The organism is Wolbachia endosymbiont (group B) of Pilophorus perplexus (assembly GCF_964028155.1).
Classification (GTDB): Bacteria; Pseudomonadota; Alphaproteobacteria; order Rickettsiales; family Anaplasmataceae; genus Wolbachia.
This window is the reverse complement of record NZ_OZ034754.1, coordinates 257,307-283,334: the sequence shown is the minus strand read 5'-3', so window position 1 is coordinate 283,334 and position 26,028 is coordinate 257,307. Positions and strand designations below refer to the sequence as shown.

Annotated in this window: 24 protein-coding genes and 1 pseudogene; 11 read left to right on the top strand and 14 right to left on the bottom strand. The window is 36.0% G+C overall.

Annotated features, from left to right (window positions below; all coding sequences use genetic code 11):
* Positions 1 to 96 precede the first annotated feature (96 nt).
* The 14 genes from ABWU28_RS01620 to ABWU28_RS01555 form a co-directional block, all read right to left on the bottom strand.
* A complete protein-coding gene (locus tag ABWU28_RS01620; RefSeq protein ID WP_353275450.1) occupies positions 97 to 1,044 on the bottom strand; it encodes an Rpn family recombination-promoting nuclease/putative transposase in 948 nt (315 codons plus the stop codon).
* 95 nt (positions 1,045 to 1,139) lie between these two features.
* Entirely contained in the window at positions 1,140 to 1,646 is a 507-nt protein-coding gene (locus ABWU28_RS01615) for a phage major tail tube protein (RefSeq protein ID WP_046493457.1), read from the bottom strand.
* Between the two features lie 11 nt (positions 1,647 to 1,657).
* Positions 1,658 to 2,833, bottom strand: a complete 1,176-nt coding sequence (locus tag ABWU28_RS01610) for a phage tail sheath subtilisin-like domain-containing protein (RefSeq protein ID WP_353275448.1) — start codon at positions 2,831 to 2,833, stop codon at positions 1,658 to 1,660.
* A 33-nt stretch (positions 2,834 to 2,866) separates the two neighbouring features.
* Positions 2,867 to 3,430, bottom strand: a complete 564-nt coding sequence (locus ABWU28_RS01605; protein WP_353274947.1) for a hypothetical protein — start codon at positions 3,428 to 3,430, stop codon at positions 2,867 to 2,869.
* Positions 3,431 to 3,440: 10 nt separating this feature from the next.
* Complete coding sequence (locus ABWU28_RS01600; RefSeq protein ID WP_353275446.1) at positions 3,441 to 4,862, bottom strand: hypothetical protein; 1,422 nt, start codon at positions 4,860 to 4,862, stop codon at positions 3,441 to 3,443.
* The gene (locus ABWU28_RS01595; protein WP_214303255.1) at positions 4,859 to 5,053 is read right to left on the bottom strand and encodes a hypothetical protein; all 195 of its coding nucleotides are present in this window, start codon (positions 5,051 to 5,053) and stop codon (positions 4,859 to 4,861) included. The genes ABWU28_RS01600 and ABWU28_RS01595 overlap by 4 nt, the downstream gene beginning before the upstream one ends.
* Before the next feature lie 4 nt (positions 5,054 to 5,057).
* Positions 5,058 to 6,242, bottom strand: coding sequence for a hypothetical protein (locus tag ABWU28_RS01590; RefSeq protein WP_353274943.1), 1,185 nt, complete (start codon positions 6,240 to 6,242; stop codon positions 5,058 to 5,060).
* Between the two features lie 11 nt (positions 6,243 to 6,253).
* On the bottom strand, positions 6,254 to 8,188 hold the full coding sequence (locus tag ABWU28_RS01585; protein ID WP_353275445.1) for a DUF4815 domain-containing protein: 1,935 nt from the start codon (positions 8,186 to 8,188) through the stop codon (positions 6,254 to 6,256).
* A 6-nt stretch (positions 8,189 to 8,194) separates the two neighbouring features.
* Positions 8,195 to 8,869: a hypothetical protein gene (locus ABWU28_RS01580; RefSeq protein ID WP_353275443.1), complete on the bottom strand. Its 675-nt coding sequence runs from the start codon at positions 8,867 to 8,869 to the stop codon at positions 8,195 to 8,197.
* Between the two features lie 293 nt (positions 8,870 to 9,162).
* The gene (locus tag ABWU28_RS01575) at positions 9,163 to 9,651 is read right to left on the bottom strand and encodes a hypothetical protein (protein ID WP_353275441.1); all 489 of its coding nucleotides are present in this window, start codon (positions 9,649 to 9,651) and stop codon (positions 9,163 to 9,165) included.
* A gap of 32 nt (positions 9,652 to 9,683) precedes the next feature.
* Positions 9,684 to 10,487, bottom strand: coding sequence for an AAA family ATPase (locus ABWU28_RS01570; RefSeq protein ID WP_353275439.1), 804 nt, complete (start codon positions 10,485 to 10,487; stop codon positions 9,684 to 9,686).
* 22 nt (positions 10,488 to 10,509) lie between these two features.
* Positions 10,510 to 11,319, bottom strand: a complete 810-nt coding sequence (locus ABWU28_RS01565; protein ID WP_353275437.1) for an ATP-binding protein — start codon at positions 11,317 to 11,319, stop codon at positions 10,510 to 10,512.
* 15 nt (positions 11,320 to 11,334) lie between these two features.
* Positions 11,335 to 11,844, bottom strand: a complete 510-nt coding sequence (locus ABWU28_RS01560; protein WP_353275435.1) for a sigma-70 family RNA polymerase sigma factor — start codon at positions 11,842 to 11,844, stop codon at positions 11,335 to 11,337.
* Positions 11,845 to 11,887: 43 nt separating this feature from the next.
* Complete coding sequence (locus ABWU28_RS01555) at positions 11,888 to 13,948, bottom strand: AAA family ATPase (protein WP_353275433.1); 2,061 nt, start codon at positions 13,946 to 13,948, stop codon at positions 11,888 to 11,890.
* A 2,179-nt stretch (positions 13,949 to 16,127) separates the two neighbouring features.
* Here ABWU28_RS01555 and ABWU28_RS01550 point away from each other — a divergent pair.
* The 11 genes and pseudogenes from ABWU28_RS01550 to ABWU28_RS01500 all read left to right on the top strand — a co-directional run.
* A pseudogene (locus ABWU28_RS01550) lies at positions 16,128 to 16,536 on the top strand (Holliday junction resolvase); the annotation flags it as partial.
* A gap of 494 nt (positions 16,537 to 17,030) precedes the next feature.
* Positions 17,031 to 18,332, top strand: coding sequence for a group II intron reverse transcriptase/maturase (gene ltrA, locus ABWU28_RS01545; protein ID WP_353274935.1), 1,302 nt, complete (start codon positions 17,031 to 17,033; stop codon positions 18,330 to 18,332).
* Between the two features lie 11 nt (positions 18,333 to 18,343).
* Positions 18,344 to 18,517 carry a hypothetical protein gene (locus ABWU28_RS01540; protein ID WP_353275431.1) on the top strand — a complete coding sequence of 58 codons (174 nt, stop codon included), beginning with the start codon at positions 18,344 to 18,346 and terminating at the stop codon, positions 18,515 to 18,517.
* A gap of 113 nt (positions 18,518 to 18,630) precedes the next feature.
* The gene (locus ABWU28_RS01535; protein WP_353275430.1) at positions 18,631 to 19,863 is read left to right on the top strand and encodes a DNA modification methylase; all 1,233 of its coding nucleotides are present in this window, start codon (positions 18,631 to 18,633) and stop codon (positions 19,861 to 19,863) included.
* The gene (locus ABWU28_RS01530; RefSeq protein ID WP_353275428.1) at positions 19,860 to 20,333 is read left to right on the top strand and encodes a hypothetical protein; all 474 of its coding nucleotides are present in this window, start codon (positions 19,860 to 19,862) and stop codon (positions 20,331 to 20,333) included. Before ABWU28_RS01535 ends, ABWU28_RS01530 begins: the two co-directional genes overlap by 4 nt.
* A gap of 7 nt (positions 20,334 to 20,340) precedes the next feature.
* Positions 20,341 to 21,819 (top strand): ankyrin repeat domain-containing protein, encoded by a 1,479-nt coding sequence (locus ABWU28_RS01525; protein WP_353275426.1) that lies wholly within the window; start codon positions 20,341 to 20,343, stop codon positions 21,817 to 21,819.
* Entirely contained in the window at positions 21,816 to 23,639 is a 1,824-nt protein-coding gene (locus tag ABWU28_RS01520; RefSeq protein ID WP_353275424.1) for a phage terminase large subunit family protein, read from the top strand. The genes ABWU28_RS01525 and ABWU28_RS01520 overlap by 4 nt, the downstream gene beginning before the upstream one ends.
* Position 23,640: 1 nt before the next feature.
* Positions 23,641 to 23,874, top strand: a complete 234-nt coding sequence (locus ABWU28_RS01515) for a gpW family head-tail joining protein (protein ID WP_341815820.1) — start codon at positions 23,641 to 23,643, stop codon at positions 23,872 to 23,874.
* 39 nt (positions 23,875 to 23,913) lie between these two features.
* Entirely contained in the window at positions 23,914 to 24,201 is a 288-nt protein-coding gene (locus tag ABWU28_RS01510) for a hypothetical protein (protein ID WP_143688829.1), read from the top strand.
* 93 nt (positions 24,202 to 24,294) lie between these two features.
* Complete coding sequence (locus tag ABWU28_RS01505) at positions 24,295 to 24,492, top strand: type II toxin-antitoxin system RelE family toxin (RefSeq protein WP_237350101.1); 198 nt, start codon at positions 24,295 to 24,297, stop codon at positions 24,490 to 24,492.
* A gap of 128 nt (positions 24,493 to 24,620) precedes the next feature.
* Positions 24,621 to 26,027: a phage portal protein gene (locus ABWU28_RS01500; RefSeq protein ID WP_353275422.1), complete on the top strand. Its 1,407-nt coding sequence runs from the start codon at positions 24,621 to 24,623 to the stop codon at positions 26,025 to 26,027.
* The last annotated feature ends 1 nt before the right edge of the window (position 26,028 follow it).

Here is a 26,028-nt window from a genome sequence, read left to right as displayed (position 1 = left end):
TCGGCTTTTACATAACTAATTTTTTTTACTATAGTTTTTGTGTTTGATTAACGATCCTTCATACTAAATTTCTCAATATAAAGATGATAGTAGGGTTTATTTTTCCTCAACTTGAATTAATTCTTGAACTTCATCGACAGAAAGACCTGTACACTTGACAATAGTGCTAATATCAACATTATTAGTCAACATCGCTTTTGCAACTTCAATCTTTCCTTCAATCTTTCCTTCAATCTTTCCTTCAATCTTTCCTTCAATCTTTCCTTCAATCTTTCCTTCAATCTTTCCTTCAATCTTTCCTTCTTTTTTGGCATCATCAAGTTTTTGAGCAAGGACAGCCTGTTCATCACGAATACGCTTGGTCTCCTGTTCATATGCTATAAACTCTTTTTCTGACCAGTTAAACCTGTTTAGCTCTTCGTACGCTTTTTTGATTATTACGTCACTTCCTGTTATTCTTTCCAATTCTTCTTCACTTGTTTCATCAGCGTACTTAAAAAAATACACCCACTTCTCAACTATATTTGAAAGCTGATCTTCTTTAGTTTTGGAAAATTTAGGCAATTCAATAAATACAAAATAAAAATCTTTTAGATCATGTTCATTAGTATCTTCATCGCGAATAGTGTGCTTTGATTTATACTCGGACTTATCAGGAAACAGTATACAATCTGCTATAGCAATAAAGATAATTTCCTTAAGGTCATGGTATTGATCACCTTTATCTGCTTGTCTTGAATAGGCTTTAGCAGCGTAATATTGGGCACGTTTTTCAAAGCCTTTGGTTTTAGCAACCTGCATCTCAATTATCCATTGTACTCCTGTTGAATCTTTACATAGCACATCAACAATACTTTGTTTTTTAGCGGCAATTTCAGGATCTTGAATAGTACTTAAAAACTCTATATCCTGTATTGCATTTTTGCCAGTAAAGCTCAAAATATCATTGAGGAAGTGAATGAGGATGTCTTTATTCTTTTCAGTACCAAAGATACGGCGAAATGCTATATCATTTTTAGGGTCGAGAAATTTAGATAAAGCCATAGCACAAATGCTTAAAAAACATTAATAATTATACAGTATTATCAGTAATTTTTCAATAAAAAAGTGGTTATATGAAAAGGCATCCATCTATTCCATTAAATCCCTAAAATCGTTTGCAGCAAGGCCATTTGATCAACGCCATTTATTTTTCTAATCATATTTTCAGCGTCGATCTCTATCAGTTCATTACCACCTATGGTAAGTTTATAGTAATGAGCAGCTACAGTACACTTCAGCGTTGCTTTTTCAGCAGGTTTCCAGCTACCAAAATCAAATTCTTTAAAAATGCCTCTTAAGTTGATTATTACTCCTTCAATATCATTACTTCCACTGCCTTGTAATCCTCCCCTTAGCGTCAAAGAAACCGAATTATCATCTATGAGGCCAAAAAGCCTAAATAGCTCTGAATCATATTCGGCAAAAGTAAAATCAGCTTCAAGCTTTTCCATTCCCATATCAATGCTAATGGGTATGTCCATACCCCCTGCACGATATTCCTCTGTTTTGATAGTAAGCTTTGGCAAAGTTATCTCATCTATTTTTCCTGCATAACCCCGACCATCAACAAATACATTAAAATTTCTCAATATTTTGGGTAACACTTCGCTTTCTCCTAACTTATTACACTATTATTTACAAGATGGGATCTGAATATTATTTGCTCAGCCGGATATGGTGGCGTGAACTCAAAATCAAAAGACACTTTCCCGCTTGCAATATTTGCCGGTGTATTGAGTTCTGGGGTTGCATAACATTTTCCGCTGATAATTGCTCCTTGCGCTTTTAAATTAGCCAAATAAGAATTCACCCCCTCAATCACATCATCTATATAAGTTTTGGTAATATTGCGATCAACTGCCCATAGATGAGCTCGAAGTAAACTATCATTGATTAAATCTGCAGTACGCCTCACTGACAGAAAAGCCCATTTCGAATTATTTGAACATGTTCTATTTCCCCAAAGCCTATAGCCATTTTGATGAATTATCGTTGTTACTTCATTTTCATTCAAGTGGTTTGCTCTACAACTTGTATCACCGAGCGTAAAATCAATAGGCCTGCTTGTTCCAACAATACCATTTATCTCTTTGTTTGAAGGTGAATGCCAAAATCCTTGCTCACTATCTACTTTCGCTATTAAACCAGCTACAAATGGGCTTGCTGGCAAAATTTCTTCTTTTCCTTCAATAAATACCTTAACCCAAGGATCAACTACGTAAACTCTTGAGCTGCCTACACTTTTTCTCCATTTTATTACTTCTTCATCATTGGTATTTGGACCATCTGCTACTATTATGCTTCTCAGCTTTTCTGCTATAGGAATTAATGCTGCAACCACTGCATCTTCTGGTAGTTGATGAGTAAACTGAGGTGCAATTAATATTCTTGGAGCAACATGAATTATACTTTCACTGCTGAGGAATGCCTCTATCCCTTGATACTCTCCAGTTTCTTTATCAACACCGCCAATTATATTCTTCAGCGTCTCTTCTTCTTTTAATTTTGGATCGCTGTTTTCACTTTCCTCAACTCGAATAACTACTACTGTTGCACCAATTTGGGAAAATACTCCATTTACTGCAGAAGGTAAACTTCCTCTTTTTCCAAGTCTTGCTGCTTCCCTTAAGCTTCCTGCAATTAACACTGGCTTATTCAGTGGAAATTTTTGCCCATCTGCTTCAGGAGCAGTACCAATTACACCTATCACTGATGATTTAGCTGTACGTACTGTCTTTGCTCCTGAGGTTACCTCAATAACATTTACTCCGTGTAAAAATTCTTCTGTCATTTTTTTCCTTGCACGCTGATTTTTGAAAAGAATTTAAGTTTCTAGGTTTTGCATTTTTTGTTTACAATCATCTAGCAAAGTTTGCAGTTCTTCTTCACTTTTAGCTTCTTCAATTTTCCTCTTCGCCATGTCTTCCAACTCCTCGCATTTCACTATCGCTTTTACTGCTTTTTTCACTTTTTCCTCGATTATCCTTGCCATTTCAGTAACTGTAATACCACGTACTTTTGCTAATGGCTCTATAATTTCTGCATCTTTTTCGTCTATAGATTCTGGTGCTGCTAGAATGTTTTCTGCGGCTTTTGCTTGTATTTCGTACGACTTAAGCTTCTGATGAGAATATCCTGCGTATTGGTGAGTATAGTTATTATAATAAGTACGGAGACTAGAAAGTGCAGAAAGTTTTGCATTTTCCAATAATTCCAGCTCAATATCTTCCTTATTCCTTTCAACAATTTTCTCCCCTTCTGTTAGACAATAGCTTTTTTGCCAATCAAAATCTTCTGGTGCTTCATACCAATCATTTCCAGTTGGCTTGTTTTCAAGTGTTGTTGTTTCAATCTGCTTGTGGTTTTCAAAACGTATATAAATAGTCATAAATTCCTCCTCATTGCCATATTTGATTAGTTCGTTCTAATCCTGGACATTGCCAAGCTTTTAGCGTTCTCTCCACATCTACTTCAAGTCCTGTAGTTAGAACATTGCTACGTATGTTATAAATCCCCCACTGAATAAATTGACCATAGTTATGTACATAATTTGATGCAAGCATACCTTGACTAACTTGTGTCCTGGAATACAGGTAAGATGATGTGTAAAGTAATATTGCAACTGTTTTTCCTGCTGGAATCTCCACATTACCAGATCCAGCTAACTTGCTATCAGAACTCGTGTATTGGTAAACATTTTTCCATATTATTCTTGAAATACTTGATTTATTAGAATTGGTATTATCTGGTGTTCCCACAAATAATCCTGCTCCCCCATACTCCGTACTCGAATACGATGATCCAACAAATTCTATTGTCTTATTTATGTTCACATTGGTTGTATTTTTTACAAATACTACTCCAAGTGCAGCATACGGATAATAGTATATCTCATCATAACTACCAGAAAAACTTTTTGTGCATAACTCTCCGTAAATAAATGTTCCTTTACTTCCCTCTATAAAACTGAGTTGTCTTGGCCGATAAAAACTAACGTAATCTGTATTGTACATATGGCTACCTGCTAGTAGTTGTAACATATAGTCAGTTTTTGTTATATCACTACTCCACTTTCCAAGCTCTGTCGTAAAAGTTCCGTGGCCAAAGTAATTATTTTTTCTGCCAAGTACACCAAATAAGAAAGGTAATGACCCTGATTCAACCATATTGCGCTTTCTTATTTCATTTATAAGAGACGCTTTTAACTGTTCATCCCGAGTTTTTACCTCATTAGAGATGTTTTTAATTCGAGTTTCTATTTCTCCTATAATTGATGAGCCAGGTGGTACATTATTAACAGCACGAAAATCTTCTACTAAACCTTTAAGACCATCTTTATGACTATTACTAATGCTATTTATTGCTGCAATATTGGCATTCTTTCTCGTATCAAGTAGCGATAAATTTGTTGTTCCTTTTTCATCAATTCTCTTTAATAACTGCTTCTCTGATTCAGAGATCACTGCTAAAGAACTAGCTTTTTTATTATCCAGATCAGTTAAGTGTTTTTTTGCACTATCAAGAAGTTCTTTTAGCTTACCATCAGTCATCTGTACAATTTCAGAAACTGAACTTTTGCCGATTATTGATTCCAGTGCTTTAGCAAGATATGCTAATTGATCTGGTGTACTATTTGCCGCTAAATCCTTAAGTCTTTTTTGTAGTGCATCAATTATCTCTTTTACCTCAGTCATCTGCACAATGTCAGCAATAGCTTTTTTATCTGCTATCAATTCCAGCGATTTTGCAAGATATGCCAATTGATCAGGTGTGCTACTTGCTGCTAAATCCTTTATCCTTTGGTATATTGCTTCTTTCATTTCCAAAAATTTAAAAAAGTCTCAAAATTAAACCGCTCAAAATTACTCTTAAGTTGATTATGCTCATCTTCTCTTTCGGTAATATCTTCATCTATTTTCTCAATTGTGGTACGGATACGAACAACATCCTGCACAGCAATATTTTCTGGATGAGGCAAAGAATATCCTCTACTTGTTTTATCATCTGACATTCTGCTAAGTGATAATGATTCGTAGATTTTTGACTTTAGGGCGATAAACAACTGTTCCACTTAAAACCAATTTTATCCTTGTATCATTACCATTAAAATTTGATAGCACATGAGTTCTCTCTACCAAATTTTCTCCAATTGGTTTTCCTGATGTTAAATTTACTAATTGCCAATCCACGTTTTTTTGTACATATGCTTTAACATCTGCAGTGCCAGGTATTAGCGCATCATATGTTATGGTAATCTTAGTGTTAGCTCCTGCTGTAATACTTCTTGTAACATAATCTCCAGACTCTAAAAGATTACCTAGAACTAGCTGTAACCCTGGATATAGCACTGGACTTTTCTCTCGCCCTCCTTTTAGGCTTGCTTTTACCGTTAATTCCCCATTTATTCTTTCACGCAGTGCAAGCGGCAAATTATCAGACAAAAAGTTTTCTCTTCCCTCTTCATCTGTTAAGATAAATTCTACATTGGTATCAAATGCTACTTTTTCGACGTTCGTCAAAACAATTAAATCTGATACGTTATTTGCAGTAACTTTACCAAGATCAATAACGTGAGAATTTTCAGTGAACTTCGTTGCTAAAAGCCTAAAAGTTAGATCTAAATTTTGATGTGGTGTCCAAGTACTTGCGTTGCTAGATGAAAGTAATACTCCTACTTGATATGGCTGACTTGTTACCCAGCGGCTATTTACTGCATCATATTTGCCAAGTTCTGCTATTTTGACTGCAGTACCAGAATCATCAGTAAGTAGCACTATTGCATACTCCTCTCCTGCATGGCAAAACACTGGCGACCATTCTATACGTGTTGCTGTGCCATCTATCTTTATATCTTTTGGCTCAATATAACTTTCAGCAATGACAGTCTGCGAGGGCATTCCCACTGCTGTTTCTCTAATCTGCACAACAACACGTTTTTTGCCGCTATTTGTGAACCATAAGTTTAGGCCTCCTATGTGTCTGCTCTCATTTAAAGTAAATGTTTGGGCTAAAGGGTCAATTCTTCTTGCTGCGATAACTCTTCTTCTTTCTTCTATGGTAATTGTTTTTTTACCAGTATAAGTTGCTTCTCCATAACTGCCTTTATCACCGTAAAACTGTACTAATTTAGTACCTGCTGGAATGTTTGCTGGCACTTTCACCTTTCCCTTTAATTTTCCCTGGTTGTTAGCTGTGAGCATATTTTTACCTCTTACGCAGTAGGCTGAATGAAGATACCATCGAACTTCACCTCCTTGAGCTTTTCATTTGGCTCAAAACCTTCAATTTCAAAATTCTGTACTGCTTCTCGCATAAATTCAGTTTCATAAGAATTACTTGACAATAGCTCTGTGGTTTCCGTAATATTAAAACCTCTTGTCACTGGACTTTTCCAATTTGTGGTAGCCTCGGTCCAGTGATCAATGTTTTTATTTAGAGTAACTTTTGCGGTTACTTTATCAAAAGCTTGATATGGATTAATTTTGTCACTTTTAGTCTGTAAAAGCTGTTCCAATACCGGCTCAAGTTCATACGGTAAAAGATAAGGTTTTGTGCTCTTTTCAACATCAATAATTTCTACGTCTATCGGTAAAATTAGTTCCTTATTTACTATTGCTGCAGATTGCAAAATTCCTTGATCACGCATATCATCATCAAAAAACGAATCAACAAATACTCCTTTTTTGGTGGTAGGTTCTCTTGAATTTGCATCACTGCGTAAACGCTCCTGTGCAACAAGAGCATAAAGATCATTTATTCCCTTCTTCATTGCTTCAAGTTCATTCATTGGCACAGCATGAATAGCATTATTCACTATTTTCACCCCTTCTTTTTCTCCGTTTTTCCACGTCTGATGAATGTAGCAGAGCAAAAGTTGTCCAGAGGGCGCTTTAGGCATTGATGGTCGCCAAGGGTGAGCTATACCTTTTATTCTCCTTACTACTCCTTTGCTATCGATAGTAATTAAATCATAGCGGGGCATTTTCCAGGTGTAATCAACCAGAACCAAGCTGTTATCAACGGCACCTCTTACTTTACATCCCTCTTCACTTATATCTTCAGGGCTTACATGAGTACGACAGCGGTAAGTTATTTGATAACTACTTCCAGGAGCTGGCTCTTTACCAGGTAATGACCAATCAACGTTTCCTGCGTTTAATTTGTAATCTATACTATTTTCATAAATAACATTGCCTTGTTTAATTTGAATAATTTCAAGTACTGCAGAGTCAGGTATCGGATCAATGGCTCCTGAATATGAACCGTGAGTAATGGTAATAGTTTTTTGAACAGTTATATCTACTTTTTTGATTTCACTTATTGGAAAATCATTAACCTTCAGTTCCATTACTCTTTGGCTATTTGGCTGAAAAGTATGTGGCTCTGATTCAACTGATTTTATATCCGGATCTTCATCAAAGGAAACACGAATACTGTGAGGTAACTCAATTTCATAGCCATCAACATGAGCTTTGCCCTCATTAATTACAAAAACTTGTTTTCCTCCTTCTCCCTCTTCCTTTTGCAGGAACATTACTTCAAGACCATTTACGACGTAGGAACCATTTGCCTCTTTGTCATAACGAGCAAGCGCAGTAGTTACTATGTTTGCTTGTGGAGGTGGTGAATGTTCTATTAATACTCCATTTTCAATGTTATAGATTAGATAAAACTCTCCTTCAGAAAAACGTGGAGAAAGACCTTCTGCTTGATAACCCCAAATGGTGGAAACTTTAAGTCTTGCAGCTCCTACTTCCTGATAGTTTCTTGTACCAACAGCAGGATCACGAAGGTTTTCATCCTCAAGTTCTGTAATCGTAGATTCTAGATAATAAACACCTATGCGAACTATAGTACTCAGTGGAATAACAAACTCTTCTTTTTCGACTTTTCTAACCGCTCCACGAAGATAGATTTTTCCTGATTCAAGCGTAACTTTACCAGTTTCTCTATCTATAATACAATTGCTTCCTGTTATAACATCACCATCACGAAATATTGCATCACCTATGCCTTTAAGCTTAGAAAGAGCATACTCCTGAGTCTCATTTAATTCTGCTGACTGTAGACCTCTTCCTGCAAGAAACAAGCTTTTTTCGTATTCTTTGTCAGGATTAAAGCGGTTATAATAACTATTTAAGGTCATTTTGTTTCAAAAAGTTACAACAAATGAAAAAGTTTCCCGAGTTGCAGATGTTCTGATAAGTGGTACGGTATGTTCTAAAACTAATAAGATCCCTGGGTCTTCTATATCTTGAGGTTCAAAATATCTCTGTCCAGGAGGCAATTTTTCTACCACCTTTGTACCAACCATAACTCCAAGCTCTCTTATTACTTGATTTGCAGCATCGTTGAAATCGAAAGTGAATTTGAGAAAAAGATTATTAGTTGGTACATTTGAGGGCCTAAACCTTCCAGAAGGAGTTATAAGTTCGCCGTTTTCATCACCTGTGCAGAATAGCACTTCGTCCGCAGTACGTCTGCCAACTTCATTTATCAGCTTTGTAGCATTGATAGGCTCTGGTGGTGTGCTTTCAGTATACTGTACAGTAACTTTATCACTTACTGGAATAGAGCTATTTTCCGTACGTTTTATTAGACCAGTACTACTATCAACTGTATTTGGCTGATAAGTTGTTTGTCCGATAAAAACTTTTACGTCTTTAATGGGATGGTGATCTAGGGCTATTTCATCCTCAACAAAAACTTTTTCGACTTGATGACTACTTTCCCAATTGGCATCACCACTGCCCCAAGCAAGATGTATTGGTTGCTCTTTTATACTTGCTGCTATTGCTGCTCTTCCTGATTGTGTGAGTATTGACATTTATTTCCCCTCTTACTATATATATACCGGATTTCTCACAGGTTTTTCCGGGAAAAATGAAAATTTTTTTTTGAAGTGCATTTCTATGCTTAAATATTCTTTTATCTTAAAAAACCAGAACTACTTTTTTCTTTCGAGAATATCAAAACAATGCTTTTTGACATATTGAAAATCAAAGCTCACAAACAGTTTCAAAAGACTCTGAATTTTATCGCTTCTTCTTTCAGCTTTACGTTTTTTCCTACTGCATCTTTCATAGCCCTCTCAATGACAGCAGTCCAGTTCGTCGTATTTCAAAATGGCAACCAATCAACTTCAGATTGTTCTGGAGTAATAACAGTAGCAATCTTGTTTTTTTCTCCATATCGATCAGCTTCAATACCAACTTTTGCAGTAAATTCTAACCCGTTAAAGTCAGCTATAGAATTGATCTTTCTAGCAATAACTGCTTTTTCTGAAGTGTCATGTGCATGAATATTCCGTGCTGACTCTAAAATACTTCTAAGCATAGAACGACCAGATTCTCCCCAGATGTCTTCTTCACCTTCTGCTTTGCCACTTTTAATACCAATCACTTGAAAAATCTTGCGTTTTGCATATGGGCCTTCAGTAACGGTAAATTCTACATTTAAATAGATACTGCCAGTAGTATAGCTTTTAGTGAACCAATTTTCATAACCACCAGGTTTAATGGCCATTTTGACTTTTACCGTTGTCCCTTTTGGTATTAAATTACTTTGTAATTTTGCAGTATTAAAATCAGTTAAAAAATCTGTTAGCATATTGTTCCCTATAAATTAAGTAAAAAAAAGAATCAACTCCATTGGTCTACAAGTTTCCAACGACCATTTATCTTATCGACAAGCTTGCTTGCCACACGTTCACCATTACGCAGTTCAAATACTATCTGACGTACAGTACTTTCTTCATCATGAGAAAACATCACCATGCCAGTACTATAAAATCCCCTCAAAGAACCAGCACCGCTTAAACCCTGAAATGGATCTTCTTCCAGCATCTTTTTTGATAATTTTTTTGTATGATGAGTAAGTACAATGCAAGCATCTGGATTGACAGCACTGCGTAGCTTTTCAAGAGTCTTTTGCAGAAAGAATAACATAGCACTATTATCATTTTCATTGCCATATTCACTGCTAAAGATGTTACGCAATGGATCTATAGCCAAAACATCAGGTTTAAAGCGTTCATTCACAATTTCCTTGATTTCACTTATTTCATCATGATTAAATGATAAGTGCACCTTTGGCGTAATGATTAAGTTGTTAGCAGCTACATCCAGAAGTTCGTTATCCAGTTGAAGTTGTTGCAACCGTTCTTTCATATATTCATACTCAATTTCAGTTTGCATGTAGAAGATTTTCAAAGGTCTACTTGGCGTCATACCGAGAAATGATCTACCAGCAGCCATGTAAACAAGCCAAGAGATCAAGAAGTCGCTTTTGCCAATCTTAGGAGGGCCACCAAATACCAACAAACCTCTTTTAGTTAGAATTCTAGGAGAAATTATATCTTCTGGTATAGGCGATTGATCATTCAAGTATTCTTTCACACTGAAAAAGGGAATTTTTTGACCGATATTGAAAAAGCTTTGTTCCATATTACTCCTTTTAAAATTAAATTTAGGCAACAGAAGCCAAGGTTTTGGCTTTAATTTTCGCAAGTAATTTACCTAAATGAGGTTCTTCAACCATATTCAGGCAGCCACTGCGATCCTTAGCGGGATATCCCCAAGAGTTAATAGTCTGACAGACAAATGAACGAACCTCTGTACCATCATCTTTCTTGATTCCAACCATACTAATTACTTCATCAACAATACCTGGAATTTCACTGGCAGTTTTTGCTCCTTCACATTGAGGTAGCCAGGTTGGACGATTGCAGTCATCGAGATATTGACCTAATGTGCCAACTATGATGATGTCTTTATCTCTGATGTGTTGAAACTGATTGAGCCATGCCATCATCTCTTGAGCAAGTAATCCATAGGCAGCTCTTTTATCTTCTCTCCCTGATCTATCTGAAAAAGCTTCAGGTTGCATTCTGGCCCATAAAAGACATAAACGTGATGCAACAGTTATGCTATCAATAAAAATAGAGCGGTATTGAGAAACTCCAGAAAGAAGATCTTTGTGCTTGCTACAGACATGCTCATAGTGTTTTTGACTATATGCCTGATCAGACCTTAATGCAGGATTAGGACCACCAATAAGACAAGCTATATCTCTCGCCTCATTCCAAGTACGCATCTCGATTGAATCTCCTTTCCAGTCTTGAACGGCAAGAAGTCCTGCTTCAAAATCAAGGCAAAGCGTTGTTAATTCATCGAGAGTTTTGAGCAGACTGGTCTTGCCGATTCCATAAGGTCCAAAGATTACCATTTTAACACCCGTTACTATTTTTGCCCTTTCTTTGCTGTTTATTATTTTCATCCTTGTGATATAGAGTTAGAAATCTAGCTTTAGATATATTTTTAGGTGGGAAAGCTCTTTGCGTAGTTTGTTGATCATATCGTAAAGAGTTGATTTTGGTATACCAGTCTTTCTGGAAATTTCACAAATGCTGTGACCTTCTGCCAATAGTTTGCATACTTTTCTTAACTCTCGAGGTAACTTTGCAATTGCTTCATTTACGTCAATACGTACTGCGGAGCTATATTCGAGACTTTCATCGCTCTCTTCGTATAAAGTTTCATCAACAAAATTAATGGTACGTTTTTTACATAGTTCTTTTTCTTTTAAATTGAGAGCACGGCATTTAATGTACTGTTTTATAAAATGCCCTTCAAGTTCATTATAACCCTCAAGGCCAGGCAAACAGTCAAGTAAAAGATCTTGCTCAACATCTTCAATGTCTTTATAAGCAAAAGCTTTTCCTTTCTTCAGAAGTTTAGCATAGTGTCGTATGTGTTTAACAACTTTTGGATTAATACCAGTATAGGAATTTTTAGAATGCATATTTTGCCCCTCTAATTAAAAAATGATTTAAAATGTTAATAGTTTAATTGTGATAAACCCAAGTATTTGGATTTTCTACAGGAATTACGCTGCCATAATGCGGTGATTTGTAGTGTGTGGGTAGTAATCTGTGATAGACTGTAACCTTTTTGTTCTTCTCTGGATCAAATATTTTTTGCCCAAATTCCATACCTTCAACGCAAAGTACTCCGTATTTGTTTCTTGCAGCGTTTTTGCCTTCTTTGTTGAATTTAACGTAGCCTTTGGTAGCAAGAACATCGAGACGATCACGTATAGAATGCGTACTGCCAAGACCTTCTTTATTTTCAAATGCCTGACAAAACTGATTAATTGTATAAACATGACCCTTACGTCCTTCTGCAAATATTAAGTCCAAGATGATGTCATATCTACGAGAACGTTCGGCATCTAGTTTTTCACCATAGTCTTTATTTATTAACCTTTGTGACTCAGCATCAACTTCATACCAGTGACCATTAATTTTATCAACAAATTTTGGCATAACAGAATTTCCATTACGTAACTCAAACATCAGTTGACGATAGCTGCTCTTCTCATCAGGCCTAAACATGATCATTCCAGTGGTATAGAATCCTCTTAAGCTGCTAGCGCCACTAAAACTTTGAAATGGATCTTCTTCTAATAGTTTCTTTTGCATTTTCTTTGTATGGTGCACAAGAATAACTCCAGCATTAGGATTGATCAGAGAACGTAGCTTTTCGATTCTCTCTTGCAAAAAGAAGAGCATTGCATTATTATCATTTTCGTTACCGTATTCATCAGCATCAAAAACGTTACGCAATGGATCTACCGCTATGATATCGATGGTGTTTAGGTCAAAGTTTCTTTCTGCTTCAGTTACGATATCTTTAATGCTATTTTCATTTAAAAGCAGCTTAGTCTGTGGTGTAATAACTAAATTGTTTGCAGCAAGTTTAATAAGCTCTTCACTAAATTTCATCTGTTGCAGCCGTTCACGCATATAGTGGTAACCGATTTCAGTCTGAAGGTAGAAGATTCTTAAGGGCCTTTTTGGCACCATATCAAAAAATGGAGTTCCAGATGCCATATGAAAAAGCCAAGAAATAAGAAAGTCACTTTTTCCCACTTTAGGCGCACCAGCAAAAACTAAAAGACCACTGGGAGTTAAAACTCTAGGAGCAATTATGTCTTCTGGCATTGGTGATTTGTCATTTAGGTACTGCAATACAGGAAATGAAGTAACGTTTTTTGTATATGGGAGAGAAACAGTTGAGGTTAAAAATCTTTCGACGTCTACTCCTTCTTGAATACAATCAGCAGCATCCCAAGCTTTTGGTTTATCTTGTGGAATTTTAAGAATAGAAAGCGATGCAACACCTATATCTAAAAGCTTCTTTGCAACATTTTCAGCATATTTCTGACCTGAACTATCGTTGTCTGGCCATATGGTTATGTGTTTACCTTTTAGCGGAGCCCAATCTGTTTTATTTACAGGTGAATTTGCTCCAAACATCATTGTTGTGGCTATGATACCCTTACTGATTAAACTTTCAGCACATTTTTCACCTTCAACGAAAACAATTTTGTCAGATTTAATTATACCTGGAATATTATATAAAGGTCTTGGGTCCGGTGCAGTATTGGTTGATTTTTTTGTATCAAAACAACTGTAACGTTTCTCTCCTAAAGTGTTATCATAACGATATATTTTAGCTATTACTTGATTATTTTCATCATGGTAATCCCAGCATTGCTCTGAAATTTCTCTGTCACGTTGAGGTGTTGAATAGCCAAGCCATTTTTCTATATCTTCTATGGTATCAAGAAACTTCGTCTTGCCAGAAACATCCCGCCAGAGGTCAAATATATCACCACCATCGCTCGTGGCAAAATCAACCCATAATCCGGCTTTTTCTCCTCTTGTTTCTACTACTAAGCTTTTACCTTTATCTCCTCTTATGTTGCCAATAAAGAATTGATCATTACGAAAAAAACCAGCAGGAAATAAGTAAGATAGGCATGAGTCTATGCTCGAAATAAGTCCTTCCTTTGCTTTTGCTGTTCTTTCGAATAGAATGTGTTTATCGTATGAAGTGTACATATTTATTACCTTTTTAAAAACGTTAAATAAATAGCAACTCATGTCTCAATGGTTTTATCCATATCAAAAAATTGACTTACCCTTACTTTAGGTATTGTCTGTCAAAAAAATCTTCGTTTTTATCGTTTATAATTCTTGACAGTGTCACCTTTCTGCTATATAGGTTAAAATGGTTAGTTTTATTTTATCTAGCATTGGATATGGGTTTAACATGAGTTAATAGTAGAGGCACCTTATATTTTCATGGCCCTTTACTATAGATATACCGGGTTTGTTGTAGTTTTTTCCGGAAGTGATGAAAGTTTTTTTTTCAAGCGTAAGTTGACACTGTCCATATTTACTCCAAATATTTGCAATTCAGAAGACCAGGTTTGCGAGGTCCTACTATAGTAAGTTCAACAAAATTCTAAAAACTGTTCACTTTATTTTAAGAATTTTGCACAACTCCGCTTTCTATTAGCTTTCATACCCCGCTAAATGATCTCTTTATCTAAACGATATATACTAGAAATGCAGTCTGAAATATGATTTGCTCTAAAATTTTTTTCATTACGATTTTTCTATTAAACTTTAATAGAGCTTAACGTGTTTACAATATACCCAGGGGAGAGATTTTCCGTCTATAAGAAGTAGCCATAAAAATGCTGTATTAGTAAAACTATTCATAATAATTATTTGTGAATTAAGCACTTTAGATTCGAGATTACATAGATTTTTGGCAGTTTAAGCCATTTTAGATTGGGAAATGAAATCTCCTAAAAGGAAAAAACCCGGCTATATTAAAGGATTAAGAGTAATTTAAGTTTGAAATTCAAAAAAACTTCTTAATTGCTTTAAAAGCTAGGATTATAGCGGGTTTTTGAGTGTAGCCCAGTTTCAGGTAAAACCTTATATATTATATATATAATAAATAATAATATATAATAATAGAACATATAGGATATGTACCTTTCATAATACCTACCTAAATATTATTAACGCGCTTAAATGTTTAACTTATTACTTTTTTAACTTTTAAATAACAAGTTAAGCAAAAAAACATGAACTGTAATAAGTTTATTATAATATAAATCTTAACCCGGCGGCCGTCTGCTCAACTGAAATGATTTTCAAAAAGGCTAATATACCGTCCATTTTAATTTTTAACCGAAATATAAAAGTCGTTTTAACCGCGTTTTTAAAGCTACTCATGACCTAGATGAAGAGAATTACCCCCTTAGTCAAAGAACGCTTGTAACATAGCTTAAAATTGAAATAAATGGCATTACTAAGCATCTCCTACCACAATAAATCTCTTCTTAGCAAAAATACACGTTTAATTTTATCATATCTTTTATTTATTGCAAAGATTTTTTTCATGTGGTAGGAGTGCTGTTGGTGTTCGTAGAAATTAAGAGCTACTTAAAAAGATACAAAAAAAGGGAGGGGACAAAAAAGCACTATCCTTTAAATGAGTTTAAATGCTATTTATAGAGTTATTTGTAGTTAAAGCAATAGGAGGCCTTGTAAGGATATTCTAGCAGGTTTCTTCTCCTTCCTTTCTTTTGCTTATCTCTATTTAAAGTTAAAATATAAAGAACTCTTATTATTATAACAACTATTTTAATGAATTTAATTAACTAGTTCTGACAATTTTGAAATTTATTTAAACTTTTTTGAAAAATCTCCGGAAAAAGTAGTAAGAAATCCGGTATATATATAATAGAAGGGCATTGTTTCAACGAGGTAGATGCGCTTTAAGTACGAGAGCTTCAAGAAAATGTCAATCCTACCACTAACAAACATTTAGTAGAAAGGAAATTTGGTGAGCTTGAGAATTTGTATTTTTTTAGATGAGATAAAAACTTCGTTTTAAAGCTAGATGTGACTTTATGGGGTTATACAACAGCACTTCACTAAAGAACGCATATAACACACTTTAAAACTTAATTAAATGACATTGTCAGTAGCCTTACTACTATAGAACAAACCTGTATATAAGTCTAACACGATTTTTGTACTTTGCAAATAAAAAAATTGAACAGTTTTCGTAATTTTGGTGAATATATATAACAAGAAAACAACTTTCTGCAGTAGCACATATTGTTGGACTACAAAAACCTATGAATTGCTGGTGTACTTTGCAGGAACCAAACGATATTTTGGGAATCGGTGCCACTCATAGTTTTAAATAATGAATATGTCAATTTTAACACTCGACCTCGGCAAGCAAACAGGCTGGGCAATTCTTACAGATGGAGTAATTGAAAGTGGAAGCAAAAGTTTTCATGGTAGTCGTTTCAGTGGAGGTGGCATGCTATTTTTAAAGTTTCGTAGCTGGCTAAATGAAATGAAGGAAAAGTTCTCAAACATTGAAGCAGTGTATTTTGAGGAAGTAAGAAGACATTTAGGCGGCGCATTGCTACGGTGGTTTTCTCGCAGTTCTGTCTGCTTGGTGTGAAGAACATCATGTGCCATACAAAGGTGTTCCTGTAAAAACTATAAAACGCTTTATAGCAGGTAAAGGTAATGCAAGTAAGAGTGAAGTTATTGAAGCTGTAAAGGAAAAAGGGGTTTTGCCTAAAGATGATAATGAGGGGGATGCTTTGGTGCGCCAAGAAGTGCTTGGAGAACAGTTGGTGAAAATCCAACACAAACAAAGTCTAGCCAACAGTTTGGAACAGACCACTATGTTGCATGAGGTAACGAGTGTAATAGAGCTAGTGGGATGGACAATGCAGGGTACAACGAAAGTGAAGGGATTGAGTTCCGAAATACCTGAAGACATAGAGGTCGACATTTTCATGGCCATGGAAGACAGCATGAAGGATAGCGTAAAGGCAAGTTATCACTCACTCTATCGGGATCTGAGACCGTGCCATGTATTGAAATGGACTTCAAGTGAACTTGGGAGATCCTATGCATTCCTACAAAGGTACGCTGGAACAAGTCAACAAAGGCAAGAACTAGCGGAAGATGCAGGGGAAGTCGGACTGATTGATAGTACTCAGAATGTGGGAAAGCCACGTACAAGGGGAAGCGATCAGCAATATAGTAACTGGAATAGGGATTGCTAGGCCAATACAACGGAGGTTGGAATAACATGCAAAATAAACTAAACCAGATAGCAGTAAGAGCAAAGCAAGATAAGCGACTAAAATTCACATCGTTAGTCCATCTGATAAATACAGAGAATCTTGCGAGATGTTATAAAGAACTGAAGCGTAACAAGGCTTGTGGAGTAGACCAGATAACAGTGGAATCATACGGAGAAAATCTGAATGAGAAACTCGAAGTGCTAGTAGAAAGTATGAAGAGGAAGCAATATCAACCACAACCAGTAAAGAGGGTATATATACCGAAAGCTGGAAGTAAAGAGAAACGCGGACTCGGAATACCATCGACCGAGGATAAATTAGTACAGATTATGCTGAAGAAGATACTAGAAAATATTTACGAGGCAAACTTTCTGGACAGCTCATATGGATTTCGACCTGGAAGAAACTGTCATCAAGCGGTAAATGCACTAGATAAAGCAGTTATGTACAAGCCAATAAACTACATTGTAGAAGTGGATATCAAGAAGTTCTACGATAATATACAGCATAAATGGCTAATGAGATGTCTAAGGGAACGAATAACTGACCCAAATTTGCGGTGGTTAGTAAAGCGGTTTCTCAAGGCAGGGATAGTCGAAGCTGGAAATTATGAAGCAACAAAACAAGGTACACCCCAAGGTGGTATAGTAAGTCCTGTATTAGCAAATATATACTTACATTATGTGTTGGATTTATGGATAGAAAAGAAATTTAAACCAAGATCCAGAGGATATATACAACTAATAAGGTTTTGCGACGATTTTGTGGTTTGTTGCGAAAGTAAGGTAGACGCGGAAGAATTTCTGGAATTACTGAAACAAAGGCTAAATAAATTTGGGTTGGAAGTATCTGAAAACAAGACCAGAGTAGTAAAGTTTGGCAAGAGGGAGTGGCAACAAGCGATAAGAGAGAAACGAAGGACGGAAAGTTTCAATTTTCTGGGGTTTACGCACTATGGTGCAAAAAGTCGTCGTGGTAGATTAATAATGGGACATAAAACCTCAAAGTTAAATCTAGCCAGAAAACTAAAAGAAATCAAGGAGTGGTTGAAAATAGTCCGCGGAAGTATTCGACTTAAAGCTTGGTGGCAAGTACTGAAGGCTAAATTAACAGGACACTATAACTACTTTGGTATTAGCGGAAATTATTGGTGTTTGAAACAATTTTACACATCAGTAAGAAAGCTAGCATTTAAATGGATAAATCGGCGTAGTCAGAAAAAGAGTATGACCTGGGAACAGTTTGTACACTACGTAGAAGTAAATCCATTACCAAAGCCAAAAATACATTTTTCTTTATATGCATAAGAGGGACGACTGTGAAAACTAATATTGATGAGCCGTGTGCGGGAAATCTGCAAGCACGGTTCTTTAGGGGGAGTTGTAGTAATAAAACTCAAACGAGAGGAGTAAAGCTACAGCTTCTACCGAACGCATTAATGTTCTATGTTATGAATTTCAGTAAAGATATTAATAAGACGAAAAATCCATAAAAAGTGGGTCCTTTCGGCCATACTGGCGGTTTTGGTGGTGCTGACCTCAGGCCTTCTTTAGCGTCAGACATATTTTAAATATTAACTTTTTAATTATTAAGAATTTAAATTATATGAATTTAGCAATCCACTACTATCCTGTTGAAAACCTCGTCGAATATAAGCGTAATCCTCGTAAAAATGATGACGTAGTAAATAGAATGTGTGCTTCAATTAGGGAATTTGGCTTTCGTATTCCAATAGTTGCAAAAAGCGATGGTACTGTGGTTGATGGTCATTTAAGACTTAAAGCAGCAAGAAAGCTTGGTATGGAGAGTATTCCAGTGGTTTTAAGTGATAATTTAAATGAACCACAAACTAAAGCTTTTCGATTACTGGCAAATCAATCAGCTAATTGGGCAAAGTGGGATGATGAGCTTTTGAAAGTAGAAATTCAAGAGCTAGAAGATTTGCAGTTTGACCTTAAAATGACTGGATTTGAATTGGAAAAAGTTCAACGGTTTCTCGATGATTTTGATGGTGAAAAAGAAGATCTTTCTGACTTAGTTGTTGATGACAAAAAGGTAGAAATAACAAAACCAGGTGATCTATGGATTTTAGGTGATCATCGAATCTATTGTGGTGATAGCTCTGTAGTTGAATCATATAAAGCGCTGTTAGATGATAAAATGGCAGACATTACTGTTTGTGATCCTCCATATAACGTTGATTACGGTAGCAGTCAGGAAAGAGAAGATAAAAAAATACTAAACGATAATCAAGGTGAAAAGTATGAGCTTTTTCTCTATGATATTTGTACTCATATTTTAGCATATACTAAAGGTGCAATTTACATCTGTGCATCATCATCAGAGTTTTCAACGTTGCAAAAAGCATTTGAGGAAGCGGGAGGAAAATGGTCAACTTTTATCATTTGGGCGAAGAATCACTTTACACTAGGCAGATCTGATTATCAAAGACAATACGAAGCAATGCTTTATGGATGGAAAAGTGGCAATAAACGTGAGTGGTATGGAGGTAGAAATCAAAGTGACCTCTGGTTTTATGATAAGCCAACACACAACTCACTACATCCAACGATGAAGCCAGTAGAGCTAATGGAGAGAGCAATAGTAAACAGCAGCAGATCAGGAGACATAGTACTTGATCCATTTAGCGGTTCTGGAAGTACACTGATTGCATGCGAGAGAACAGGAAGAATTTGTAGGACAATAGAGCTAGATTCAAAGTTTGTAGATGTAACGATAAAGCGTTGGCAAGTGTATACAGGCAGGGAGGCAATTCTTTCTGGTGCTGGTAAAACTTTTCAAGAGATTCAAGAAGAAAAAAAGGAGCAAAAAAAGTGAAATTAATAACACAAACAGAATGGGCAAAAGAACAAGGGTTTTCCAAGCAATACGTCTGTTATTTAGTAAAACAAGGAATTGTACAGCTAAAAGATGGTCTTATTGATAGAAAACAAGCAAATGAAGCACTTATGACAATTCGTGATCCAAGTCAGCCACTTAGGAGAAAAGGTGAAGTTGCTGGCAATGAACTTTCCACCATGCTTCTTAAAACTCGTATTAAAAATGAAATAGAGCGAGGAAAATTACTAGAAGCCAAAGCTAAAGCTGAAATTGGAGAATTAGTACCAATTGAAGAAGTAAAGCGCGATGCATTTAATACCGCAAGAGTTGTAAGAAACAATCTTATGAATATTCCCGACAGAGTTTCAGCACTTCTTGCATCACTGAGTGAAGCTGAAAAGATTCATATGACTCTAACTGAAGAAATTACAAACTCGCTTGAAGAATTATCTAACACTAAATTTTAAATATAAAATGTCTGCTCACTTAAGTTTAGAATTAATAAAGTGCCTCATTAATCAACCTGGATTAGATGTTAATGTTAGAGGATTAAATGGAAAGACACCACTACATTGCGCTATAGAGTTTGATGAATTAAGCATGGTGGATCTGCTACTCACAAAAAAGAATATCAATCCTTTTGTTGAGGACAATGAAGGCAAAACATCTCTTGATTACGCTAAAGAAGGGAAAAAAGCAGAAATATTAAAAGCGCTAATTAATAACAAATACGGATCAGAACAAGATAACTTACTTCATTTAGCTGCAATGATAGGTGAAGTTAATGCAGTTAGATATTTGATCAGAAAAGGTATTGACGTTAATGTACGAAATGCTCTGCACCATACTCCATTACATCTAGCAGCAGGAATAGGACATGCAGAAGTTGTAAAGATTTTGATAAGAGAAGGAAATGCTGAAATCGAGGTTTTTGATGCACGAAATCAGACACCGATGCACTATGCAGTTAACAACAAAAAATTAGAGATAGTAAAATTATTACTGGAGCTAGGAGCAGATGTAAATAGCGCACGTGTAGGACAAAATTCAATGAAATTATCACCTATTCATATAGCTGTAAGTAATACTAATTACGATGAAAGAGACTTATGTCTTGATATCCTCAAATGCTTAATAAAGGAACCTAATGCTCAAGTAAATTTGCAAGACTACGAAAATAGAACACCACTACATTACGCTGAAAGACTTAAAACAATAGAGGTCTTACTAACGCGAGAAGATATAGATCCATTGGTAAAAGACGATAACGGTAAGACACCATTTGACTACGCTAAACCTGAGATAAAAAAGGCTTTGATGAGTAATAAATACGGTTCTGAAAAGAATAGTCTACTACATTTAGCTGCACAAAGAGGAGAAATTGAGCTTGTAGAGTCTATTTTAAAAGAAGAAATTGATATTGATATTTCAAACAATAAAGGTCTATCACCGATTTACCTTGCTGCAGAAAAAGGACATTTACATGTAGTAAAATTACTACTGAAAAAAGGAGCAAACTATACACCTGTTCTGCACTCAGCAATCAAGTCAAATAATTTAGAATTGCTAAAAACTTTATTTAAAGAAAAGAGTATCAAATTACCAGATGAGATAGGCAAGTCTGTACCAGTTTATTATAGATGTATAGAATATAGAGATGCAAAAGTAAGAAAATACAATAATGTGATCTGTATTTTTACCTCAGTAAGTGCAGTAGCAATATCGGTATATATAGGGTTAACAGCAACAACAATAAGTAGTGCAATCATTTTTGCAACAATAACAGGGATATTTGCGCTTATTATAGCACTAATCATAAGTGAGATGAGCAAAAGATATATAGAAAACGAATTTCAGAAAAAGATGTTTATGGAACTGGAGGAGTGTGGAGGAATAAACTCTACTGTTAACAATATTGAGATAGAACCAATTATGAGTAGATGCAGACAATGATATACGCCACATCTTTTTCTGAAGGTTTAAAACCAGATCCAGAGCTTAAAGTATCAGAGTGGGCGAATGAGTATCGAGTTTTAGCACCAACTGCAGCATCAGAGCCAGGAAAATGGAGAACGGAAAGAACTCCTTATTTAAAAGAAATCATGGATTCACTTTCTCCGTCCTCACCAACAGAAAAAGTAGTATTCATGAAAGGAGCGCAGATTGGGGGAACAGAAGCAGGAAATAATTGGATTGGCTATATTATCGATCAAACACCAGGGCCAATGCTAGTAGTACAGCCAACAGTTGAAATGGGAAAGCGTTGGTCAAAGGGAAGATTTGCACCGTTGATAGAGAGTACACCATGTTTAAAGAGTAAAGTAAAAGACCCAAGATCAAGAGACTCAGGCAATACTGTACAAAGTAAGGAGTTTCCAGGTGGAATAGTAGTAATAACTGGAGCGAATAGCAGTGTAGGACTTAGATCCATGCCAGTAAAATATCTCTTTCTTGATGAAATAGATGCCTATCCAGGAGATTCAGGAGGAGAAGGTGATCCAGTACTGCTCAGTATTGCTCGAACTAATACATTTGCACGTCGAAAGATTTTTTTAGTATCAACACCAACGATTCATGGAATAAGCAGAATTGAGAAGGAGTTTGAAGCAACAGATAAGAGATATTTTTTTGTACCATGTCCGCATTGTAATTACTATCAAGTTCTAAAATGGTCACAAATAAAATGGGAAAATAACGACTCAAGAACAGCACATTATGTCTGCACTGAATGTAGCGGCAAAATAGAAAATCATCAAAAGACAGAGATGCTAGAACGTGGAGAATGGAGAGCTACAGAGGCAAAAGAAGGTGAGAAAAAAGGATTTCATCTTTCAAGTCTTTATAGTCCAGTTGGCTGGTATAGTTGGCAACAAGCAGTAGAGGACTTTCTCCATGCAAAGGAAAGTGAACAATTACTGAAAGTTTGGATAAATACCACGCTTGGAGAAACCTGGGTAGATAAAGGAGAAGTACCGGACTGGAAGCAATTATTTAACAGGAGAGAATTTTTTCCCGTAGGCACAGTACCTAGGAGAGAAGTGGTTTTGACAGCAGGAGTAGATGTCCAAAAAGATCGGTTAGAAGTAGAAGTTGTAGCATGGGGAAAAAGCCGTGAAAGTTGGTCAATAGACTACCGAGTATTTGAAGGAGATACAGGAAGTGGAGAAGTATGGAAAAAGCTTTCAGAGCTGTTAAATCATCATTTTATCGGTGAAAATGGGCTTGAATACATGATAAGTATGATGGCGGTTGATGCTGGGTATGCGACACAAGAAGTATACAATTGGGTAAGAGGTCATCAAGGCTCTGGAAGAGTAATGGCAGTGAAAGGTGTAAATAAAGCTCTAGTACCACTTAGCAGCCCAAGTAGAGTAGATATAACAGTTGGTGGCCAAAAGCTAAAAAGAGGAATAAAGCTCTGGCCAGTAGGAGTATCGATATTAAAGTCAGAGCTTTTTCAATTACTTAATATTTTAAAAGAAGGTGAAGAAACACCGCCAGGGTATTGTCATTTTCCCGAGTATGCACCTGAGTATTTTAAGCAGCTAACGGCAGAGCAATTAGTCAGCAAAGTAGTAAAAGGATACACCAAACAAGAGTGGCAAAAGGTAAGAGAAAGAAATGAAGTATTAGACTGTAGGATTTATGCAAGAGCAGCATCTATTGCGCTTGGAATCGATCGTTGGCCAGAGAGTAAATGGGAAAATTTAGCAGATAAAAAAGCTAAAAGGGTAAAAAAAGTAAGAAGAAGTAAATGGTTGAATGAGAAGTAAAATGTACAATCAGGAATATTTAAGTCAAGTCGAAGAAGCGATAAAGAAGCTGCAAAACGGAGAGCGAGTAGTATCAATTGCATATGGTGACCATGTAGTGAGATATGCTGAAGTTCAGATAAATGACCTGCTGAATCTACGGCAACGTATTAAGGCTGAACTGAAAGTTGCAGGTGTGAGACCGAAGAGAAGAATTGTGATTGCGACAAGTAAGGGAATTGACAAAATTGTGTAAAAATGTTATAGTTTAAAATTGGTATTTTCTAGTTAAAATATGGATCAAAGTCAAGAAAGGCTTAATGTTAATGTAAATTTTGAGGGGGAATTTGCTCACTACCTTATAGAAATGGCAAAAGTTCAAAATAGAACTATAGAAGAGGTTGTAAAGGACCTAGTGGAAGAAGAAATTGAAGCAAGTAAATTATCTGAAGAAGATGATGAAATAGATGAAGTAGATATAAAGTTGGCTAAGCTTTCTCTTGAGCGTGATGCTAGAGGTGATGAAGAAATTAGAAGTGAGGATGTAGATTGGAATAGAATATTATCTGCAAAAACAGTCTAAAGGTGGAGATACAAGCTGAGATACGATATTATCTATTCAAAAAAAGTTCTTGAGGAAGACTTTCTTGCATTACCACCAACGATAAGATCTAGAGTGAGAAGAGCTGTAGATAGTCGTCTTGCAACCAACCCTAAAGCAATAGGTAAAGCATTATCGCATGAATTCAAAGGGTATTTTAGGATACGAGTAAGTGATTATCGTGTAATTTATAGGATAAATTACTCAAAACACACAGTAACTATTACTGCAATGGGACATCGGAAGGACATTTATGAACGCAGCCCAGAATAAGCGTTGGTATTTGTGCAAGAGCCTCATGCATAATTTATAAAGTGTTAACAGCCAGACTCTCCAGCAGCTTGCTGTAATTTTTTAATGTCAAATTGCGCAACAAACTGCTGCATAATCAAAGAGGCAAAATGCTATTAAAATCGTTCAAACAACTATTTAGTAAGCCAAAAATCAAAAGTTCTGCATGGGATGCAGCAGGCTCAGGAAGAAGATTTTTTCACTTTCAACCAGAGTTAGGAAGTATAAACAATTTGCTGTCTCAAAGCCTTGAAACTTTACGTAGTAGATCACGTGATATGGTGAGAAAAAATCCTTACGCTGCAAATATAATTGATACAATAGTAAGTAACTCTATTGGAACAGGAATAAAACCACAATCAAAAGATGGAGAATTTCGAAAGAAAGTACAAGAATTATGGCTAAAATGGACAGACGAAGCAGATAGCTGTGGAATAAGTGATTTTTATGGATTACAAGCTCTAGTATGCAGAAGTATGATAGAGGGAGGAGAATGTTTTGTACGTTTAAGAACGAGAAAGCTGGAAGATAGATTTTCTGTGCCATTACAACTGCAAGTACTTGAGTCTGAACATTTAGATAATAAAACAAATCAAACTTTAGGAAATGGTAATGTAATAAGAAACGGGATTGAGTTCAATAGACTTGGGCAAAGAGAAGCATATTACTTATTTAGAGAACATCCAGGAGAAGGCTCATTTGGAGAATCAGTGAGAGTACCAGCAAATGATGTTTTACATATTTATAGACCATTAAGACCTGGGCAAATTAGGGGAGAGCCATGGCTTTCTAATATACTGCTAAAGCTTTATGAGCTTGATCAATATGATGATGCAGAGCTGGTGAGAAAGAAAACTGCAGCAATGTTTGCTGGATTTATTACAAGACTCGATCCAGAAGCAAATATCATGGGAGAAGGTGAAGCAAGTGAGCAAGGAGTAGCATTATCTGGCCTAGAACCTGGAACAATGCAGCTTTTAGACCCAGGAGAAGACATAAAATTTTCAGAGCCGTCAGATGTTGGAGGAAGTTATGAAGCATTCATGAGACAGCAACTGAGGGCAATAGCAATAGGTACAGGAATAACATATGAGCAACTAACAGGAGATTTAACAGGCGTTAATTATTCATCAATCAGAGCTGGACTGATAGAGTTTCGTCGTCGATGCGCTATGCTGCAACATAACATTATGGTATTCCAGTTTTGCAGACCAGTATGGAATAGATGGCTAGAGTTAGCAGTGCTTTCTGGAGAACTCTGTATAGATGAAAAAGTAGTAAAAGCAGCGAAAGAAGAAGTAAAATGGATACCACAGGGATTTGATTGGGTGGATCCTTTAAAAGATCAACAAGCACAGCAAATGGCAGTAAGGAATGGATTTAAGAGTCGATCGGAAGTAGTATCAGAAATGGGTTACGATGTAGAAGAAATTGACCAAGAAATAGCAGAAGATCAAAAGCGAGCTGATTCTCTCAACCTTTTCTTTGATTCTGATGTCAGGACACAAACAAAATAAA

Excerpts from the sequence above, each read along its gene's own strand:
- ABWU28_RS01620 (WP_353275450.1), bottom strand. The coding sequence starts at position 1,044 with ATGGCTTTATCTAAATTTCTCGACCCTAAAAATGATATAGCATTTCGC.
- ABWU28_RS01610 (WP_353275448.1), bottom strand. The coding sequence starts at position 2,833 with ATGACAGAAGAATTTTTACACGGAGTAAATGTTATTGAGGTAACCTCA.
- ABWU28_RS01605 (WP_353274947.1), bottom strand. The coding sequence starts at position 3,430 with ATGACTATTTATATACGTTTTGAAAACCACAAGCAGATTGAAACAACA.
- ABWU28_RS01600 (WP_353275446.1), bottom strand. The coding sequence starts at position 4,862 with ATGAAAGAAGCAATATACCAAAGGATAAAGGATTTAGCAGCAAGTAGC.
- ABWU28_RS01595 (WP_214303255.1), bottom strand. The coding sequence starts at position 5,053 with ATGTCAGATGATAAAACAAGTAGAGGATATTCTTTGCCTCATCCAGAA.
- ABWU28_RS01590 (WP_353274943.1), bottom strand. The coding sequence starts at position 6,242 with ATGCTCACAGCTAACAACCAGGGAAAATTAAAGGGAAAGGTGAAAGTG.
- ABWU28_RS01585 (WP_353275445.1), bottom strand. The coding sequence starts at position 8,188 with ATGACCTTAAATAGTTATTATAACCGCTTTAATCCTGACAAAGAATAC.
- ABWU28_RS01580 (WP_353275443.1), bottom strand. The coding sequence starts at position 8,869 with ATGTCAATACTCACACAATCAGGAAGAGCAGCAATAGCAGCAAGTATA.
- ABWU28_RS01575 (WP_353275441.1), bottom strand. The coding sequence starts at position 9,651 with ATGCTAACAGATTTTTTAACTGATTTTAATACTGCAAAATTACAAAGT.
- ABWU28_RS01570 (WP_353275439.1), bottom strand. The coding sequence starts at position 10,487 with ATGGAACAAAGCTTTTTCAATATCGGTCAAAAAATTCCCTTTTTCAGT.
- ABWU28_RS01565 (WP_353275437.1), bottom strand. The coding sequence starts at position 11,319 with ATGAAAATAATAAACAGCAAAGAAAGGGCAAAAATAGTAACGGGTGTT.
- ABWU28_RS01560 (WP_353275435.1), bottom strand. The coding sequence starts at position 11,844 with ATGCATTCTAAAAATTCCTATACTGGTATTAATCCAAAAGTTGTTAAA.
- ABWU28_RS01555 (WP_353275433.1), bottom strand. The coding sequence starts at position 13,948 with ATGTACACTTCATACGATAAACACATTCTATTCGAAAGAACAGCAAAA.
- ltrA (WP_353274935.1), top strand. The coding sequence starts at position 17,031 with ATGCAAAATAAACTAAACCAGATAGCAGTAAGAGCAAAGCAAGATAAG.
- ABWU28_RS01535 (WP_353275430.1), top strand. The coding sequence starts at position 18,631 with ATGAATTTAGCAATCCACTACTATCCTGTTGAAAACCTCGTCGAATAT.
- ABWU28_RS01525 (WP_353275426.1), top strand. The coding sequence starts at position 20,341 with ATGTCTGCTCACTTAAGTTTAGAATTAATAAAGTGCCTCATTAATCAA.
- ABWU28_RS01520 (WP_353275424.1), top strand. The coding sequence starts at position 21,816 with ATGATATACGCCACATCTTTTTCTGAAGGTTTAAAACCAGATCCAGAG.
- ABWU28_RS01515 (WP_341815820.1), top strand. The coding sequence starts at position 23,641 with ATGTACAATCAGGAATATTTAAGTCAAGTCGAAGAAGCGATAAAGAAG.
- ABWU28_RS01510 (WP_143688829.1), top strand. The coding sequence starts at position 23,914 with ATGGATCAAAGTCAAGAAAGGCTTAATGTTAATGTAAATTTTGAGGGG.
- ABWU28_RS01500 (WP_353275422.1), top strand. The coding sequence starts at position 24,621 with ATGCTATTAAAATCGTTCAAACAACTATTTAGTAAGCCAAAAATCAAA.